This window comes from Desulfocicer niacini (genome assembly GCF_054657595.1).
On the sequence record NZ_BAAHYK010000102.1, the window covers coordinates 1 to 5,423 of the forward strand.

The window sequence follows — 5,423 nt, forward strand, 5'->3', positions numbered from 1 at the left end:
GTTGTACGGTTCGGCTCGTCTCAGCTTCACCATAGCCACAGAAGGCGAACTCCCTGCTGTTCTGGAGACACGAACCTGGAATCAGCCGATAGGTCTTCATATCACTGCCCTGATCGGGCTGGGTATGGCAGTTGCGCTGCCGGTAGAGAGTATATCTGCATTGGCGTCTGCCATATTTCTCGCCGTATTCGCCGTGGTTAACACAGCTGCGTTCAAGGACGCAGGATCCGTTCGCTGGGCTAGGTTTATTACCGCTGTGGGGTTTGTTGGATGTGTGGTGTCACTTGCTATTGTCGTTACACGATCCGTCACTAATGATCCTGTTTCAATGTTGGTTTTGGTCATCCTGCTGGCGTCGGCGCTTGGTGTAGAGCATATTTTCCTTAAGAGAAAACGCAAGCCATTCACTGGCCACCTGACAGAGACAGGAGATTAGCCCAACAATGCCACTTGTCGAGATGTCCCACCATATATTGCATAACCAATTGGTCTTGAAACGCAATATATAGACTAAAGAGATATGAGTAGCGTTGTAGGGTTAATGAGACCATCATGCGAATCCATATGAATCCAAATCTCAACGCAAGAAAATATTTTACTCTCTTAAAATCGTGATGATTCTTAAAGGAATCAGCTTTGATTGAAAAAACTGATTATAAACAATCTGCTTGCAGCCCTGGTCGGACTGGGGGCTGGCCTGGTTTCCGCATTTTTCGGCGCATTTATTGAAGCTGCGGATAAACTGAGAAACTCCCTGATCTCACTGAATTCATATCTCCCAAAGTGTCTGTTTCAGGCAATGGCGGATCTGGCCCCGGTTCTTCTGGACACTGAAACCGTATGCGCAAAATTGGCGCCCCCCCTTAGCGAAAGGAGTTTGCAACAATGTCATATATATCTAAACCATCTGCTAAGCCCTGTGTAACGGCCTTTGATGAGTTTGTGCGAACAGCTGATTATTCTCTGATGGATACCTTGAATGCTGACCCAGATGCCACCGAAGATGGTGATGATTACCGTGCCCGTCAGGTTTTTTCTGGTCATTTCGTACCCGTGAAACCCACGCCGCTTGCAGAACCAGAATATGTAACCCATAGCAGCACTTTTTTTAATGAACTTGGGCTGAGCGACGAGCTGGTGCGTAATGCAAAATTTCGCCAGGTATTTTCTGGAGATCTCTCTGCTGCGCATGAGCCTATGCGTCAGGTTGGCTGGGCGACTGGCTATGCATTGTCGATTTATGGCACCGAATATATTCAACAATGTCCATTTGGTACTGGTAATGGGTATGGTGATGGGCGGGCGATATCCGTATTTGAAGGAATACTCAATGGGCAGCGCTGGGAAATGCAATTGAAAGGTGGCGGCACAACACCTTATTGCCGTGGTGCCGACGGGCGTGCAGTACTGCGGTCAAGTGTGCGTGAGTTTCTGGCCCAAGAATATATGCAGGCTTTAGGTGTTCCAACATCACGCTCTTTAACACTGTATGTTTCTAAATCTGAGACCGTTACCCGGCCTTGGTATTCTCAAGGCTCCCACGCCACTGATCCTGATATTTTGGTGGACAATCCTGTGGCGATTTCAACTCGCGTGGCACCATCCTTTTTGCGCGTTGGTCAGCTGGAGTTGTTTGCCCGCCGCGCTCGCAACAATACTCATCCAAGCGCATTAGAAGAATTGCGCATGATTGTGTCCCATTTAATTGAGCGAGAATACAAAAGCAGCATTAATCAAAACGTTGTTTTTGCAGATCAACTGGTTGAGTTGGCTAAGCAATTTCGACAGCGTCTTACTTCACTGGTGGCCCATTGGCAACGTGTTGGTTACTGCCAGGGTAATTTCAACAGTGATAACTGCGCTGCAGGTGGCTTTACCCTCGACTATGGACCTTTTGGATTTTGTGAAATTTTTGACCCTCAGTTTCAACCTTGGACTGGCGGCGGGGAACACTTTTCATTCTTCAATCAGCCAATGGCTGCGGAAGCGAATTACCATATGTTCTGGACAGCTGTGAGATCGTTACTCGTAGAAGATACTAAAGCTTTAGAACATTTCGACCAAGTGCGCCGTGGCTTTGCAGAAGAGATGCAAAAACAAATCCAAAAAATGTGGGCGGCCAAACTTGGCTTGACTGAATATAACCCGCAGCTATTAAAGAGTTTAATGCAGCTGATGACCCACTCAGAGGTGGATTACACCATTTTCTTCCGTGAGTTATCCCATATACCAGAGGATGTTTCAGAATTAAAAAAGAGCTTCTACGTTAAAACGTCACAACAACTCGATGAGCAATGGCAAGCGTGGCTAAAAAGCTGGCGCGATCTTGTCATTAAAGAGGGCAATCTGGCTGAGATATCAGCAAGTATGAAACAGATGAACCCAAAATACGCATGGCGTGAGTGGTTGATTGTCCCTGCCTACCAACAAGCCATGCAGGGTGACTACGCCTTAGTCAGAGAGTTGCAAGAAGTACTTAGCTACCCATATGATGAACAATCACAAGAAGTAGAGGATAAATACTATCGTCTAAAACCCAGGGCGTTTTTTAACGTTGGTGGCGTGTCGCACTATAGCTGTTCATCTTGATTGTCAACTACCCCTCCTGAATCAGAGATTCAGAAGGGGCGTGTAAAATTTACCCCATCACCAAATCTGTTAAACGGTGCTCAGAAAAGCGGATGCGTACGTATTATCAACGTTTCAGGCACACAGCGCCCCATGAAGGGCCATCTGGGCCTGGGCGAACTGGTCCCTTTCAACGATAAACTGCATGTTTGTCTGCCTTTTTGTCTGTGAAACAGCGAGAATATTGATGGACTTCCCAGCCAGAGCCAGTGCCGCTTTAGCCATTATTCCGGGTTGAGCAATATTTGAGCCAATAGCACAGACGATGGCCACCGGGCTTGTGGATACCTCTTCCATGGCCTCATTGAGTTCAGTCAGAAAATGGGGCGTACAGTCTTTCTCTTCAATGATCAAATCGATGGTGTTGGCATTGGTCATCTTGCAGATGTAAGAGACATGAAATTTGTCAAAAATCTGCATGATACGGAGATCAAATCCAACTTCTCCCACCATTCTGGTATCATGGATTTCCATGCAGATGACCGCCTTGGAGCCGGTGATAATTTCGACCTTTGACTTCGGGGCGATGAAATCCTTGGTTATGAGCGTTCCTGGATGATCAGGGTCAAATGCATTTTTTACCCGGATAGGGATATTTTTAATCTCAAGAGGCTTTGATGCTTTGGGGTGTATTGCCTCCATGCCCACATCCGCCAGTTGGTCAGCCACATCATAATTGGTATTACAGACAGGTTTGACTTTTTCTTCACCGATGGTCAGTGGATCACCTGAACAGAGGTGGTATTCCTTGTGAATAACTGCCTCATCTGCACCTAATAATACAGCGATTTTTGAGAACGTCACCTCGGAGTATCCTCTGTCAAATTCACGCATGATGCCTTCTGTCCCTTTTGTGTAACCTGTTGAAAAACAAATTGTGGAGAAGGGGTTTATTTTGGCAAAGCTGTCCTTTATGCGCTCATCAATGGTTAACTGGCGGCTGTCATCCCAACCACTGAGATCGACAAAGGTGGTGTTGTATCCTCTGTTTTGAAGAATATTTGCAGAGTTAAAGGCGCTGTGCATTTCCCCGAGAGAGGCCAGAAGTTCTCTGGCAGCCAGCAACAGCTCTTCACGGCTGACATAGCCCGAGGCCAGAACATTATCCATACTGCGTAGAATGTTTATGGCCTGGTCAATCCTATCACCAATAAAATTATTGGCCGCTTCAACATCAAGCCCGATATCTTTGAAGGTCTCGTTGAGCTTGTAGAGTGACTCCTGTAGTCGGATCATTTTAATCGGATAGTTTTGTTGATCTTCAAAGAGTTTATAGATACCCGGCTGATTGGTTTTTTTATGTTCGATGAGATCATTTGTGACGCCCGCATAGGCCGATACGACATAAATTCTGCCATATATATGTTCTTTGTCTTTAAGAATGATATTGTCAACGATTTCAGAAAATCGAGACATGGAGGTGCCGCCGATTTTTTCAATGTTCAGGTGATGTCTTGCCATGGTAATCCTTTCTCTCTAAATAAACAGGAACCTGTCATCTGTCTGGATAATGATGGGGTAAAGTTTTGTTAATTGTTATCATTAGTCAATAGAGACTATTACTGCATCTCAATCGTAGAGACTATTAATGCATCCCAATCGTTTTGGCAAGTCTGTTTCCAGGGTAGTTACAGCCCGGCCAGTTTTACGATGCTCTTTTCACCTTCACATGCATTGGGTTTTGCGGGAGAGTCTGGTATATATAATTCCGATTTGAGCTTGAACTCCGGATGAAAATTTTAGATTTGAATATAGGCATGAACCTTGAAATTGTACAGAAAAACACATGGGATTATTTCATCTGGCATCATAGGCCGTATAATATTGTGATGGCCCATTATGTGTTAAATTTACCTGGCCAATAAAAAAGGAATTTAAAATTATTATGACCACATCCATTGACCTCACCCATCCCATTCATGAAGATATGCCTGTTTATCCGGGCACAGAAAAGCCGGTAATTATCACTGGCTGCTCAATTGAGCAGGATGGATTCCTTGAAAAAAAGATCACCTTTTATTCCCATACAGGCACCCATATAGATGCACCAGCTCATCTGATAAAGGGCGGAAAATTTTTGGACCATTATGATATTAACCGCTTCCACGGCAGTGCTATAGTTGTACATCTTGACTCCAATGAGGACAAATCCATAGATCTCGGAGTTCTTAAACCTCTTGAAAATCAAATTAAAAACACTGATTTCCTCCTGATCCATACAGGGTGGAGTCGGCATTGGGGAACGGATGACTATTTTGCTAACTTTCCGGTACTCACCCCGGAAGCTGCTGAGTGGGTGGCAGGGATGGGGTTAAAAGGCATCGGGTTTGATACCATTTCTGCGGACAGTTTCGATACCCAGACCTATCCCATCCATAAAATTCTGCTTGGATCGGATATGGTGATCGTTGAAAACCTGTCAAACCTGAACCAGTTGCAGATGGGGCCTGTTGAGTTCAGCTGTTTCCCCCTGCACTTTCAGCAGGCAGACGGATCTCCAATTCGGGCGGTGGCTTTTATATGACAGACAAGGCCGGGGTCAAGTCGGCTGTCTGCCGCTCACGAGACTTTTATATGGTATTCAAAGGAACAGAGCAAATTTTTCTGGTTGATGATGAGAACTCAATTAATTGGGGGGGATATATGCCGGGAGTAGAAGGGCGGGTGGCACTGGTAAAAGGTGCGGGAGGTGGCATTGGGCGGGTGACGGCTGATCTGCTGACGTCACGTGGTGCATGTGTAATGGCCGTTGCGCGCAGCGAGAATGAATTGCAAACGCTGGGCTGGTTGCCCGT

At 45.8% G+C, this 5,423-nt stretch carries 6 protein-coding genes; 5 read left to right on the top strand and 1 reads right to left on the bottom strand.

Annotated features, from left to right (window positions below; genetic code table 11):
• From ACYQ2M_RS24525 to ACYQ2M_RS24535, 3 genes are all read left to right on the top strand, one after another.
• Nucleotides 1-436, top strand: a 436-nt coding sequence (locus ACYQ2M_RS24525) for a hypothetical protein (RefSeq protein ID WP_459919032.1), incomplete at its 5' end; no start/stop codon positions are given.
• 204 nt (nucleotides 437-640) lie between these two features.
• Nucleotides 641-925 (top strand): hypothetical protein, encoded by a 285-nt coding sequence (locus ACYQ2M_RS24530; RefSeq protein ID WP_459919033.1) that lies wholly within the window; start codon nucleotides 641-643, stop codon nucleotides 923-925.
• Nucleotides 886-2,589 (top strand): protein adenylyltransferase SelO, encoded by a 1,704-nt coding sequence (locus ACYQ2M_RS24535; RefSeq protein WP_459919034.1) that lies wholly within the window; start codon nucleotides 886-888, stop codon nucleotides 2,587-2,589. Before ACYQ2M_RS24530 ends, ACYQ2M_RS24535 begins: the two co-directional genes overlap by 40 nt.
• Nucleotides 2,590-2,703: 114 nt before the next feature.
• Here the strand turns inward: ACYQ2M_RS24535 and ACYQ2M_RS24540 are convergent, their stop codons facing one another.
• Nucleotides 2,704-4,089: an aspartate kinase gene (locus tag ACYQ2M_RS24540; RefSeq protein ID WP_459919035.1), complete on the bottom strand. Its 1,386-nt coding sequence runs from the start codon at nucleotides 4,087-4,089 to the stop codon at nucleotides 2,704-2,706.
• Between the two features lie 424 nt (nucleotides 4,090-4,513).
• Between ACYQ2M_RS24540 and ACYQ2M_RS24545 the strand changes: the two genes are divergently transcribed.
• The gene (locus ACYQ2M_RS24545; RefSeq protein WP_459919036.1) at nucleotides 4,514-5,152 is read left to right on the top strand and encodes a cyclase family protein; all 639 of its coding nucleotides are present in this window, start codon (nucleotides 4,514-4,516) and stop codon (nucleotides 5,150-5,152) included.
• Nucleotides 5,149-5,423 (top strand): SDR family NAD(P)-dependent oxidoreductase (locus ACYQ2M_RS24550; RefSeq protein WP_459919037.1); only part of this gene is annotated, 275 nt, incomplete at its 3' end. The genes ACYQ2M_RS24545 and ACYQ2M_RS24550, both read left to right, overlap by 4 nt.

Coding starts and splice junctions, on each gene's coding strand:
- ACYQ2M_RS24535 (WP_459919034.1), top strand. CDS start 886: ATGTCATATATATCTAAACCATCTGCTAAGCCCTGTGTAACGGCCTTT.
- ACYQ2M_RS24540 (WP_459919035.1), bottom strand. CDS start 4,089: ATGGCAAGACATCACCTGAACATTGAAAAAATCGGCGGCACCTCCATG.
- ACYQ2M_RS24545 (WP_459919036.1), top strand. CDS start 4,514: ATGACCACATCCATTGACCTCACCCATCCCATTCATGAAGATATGCCT.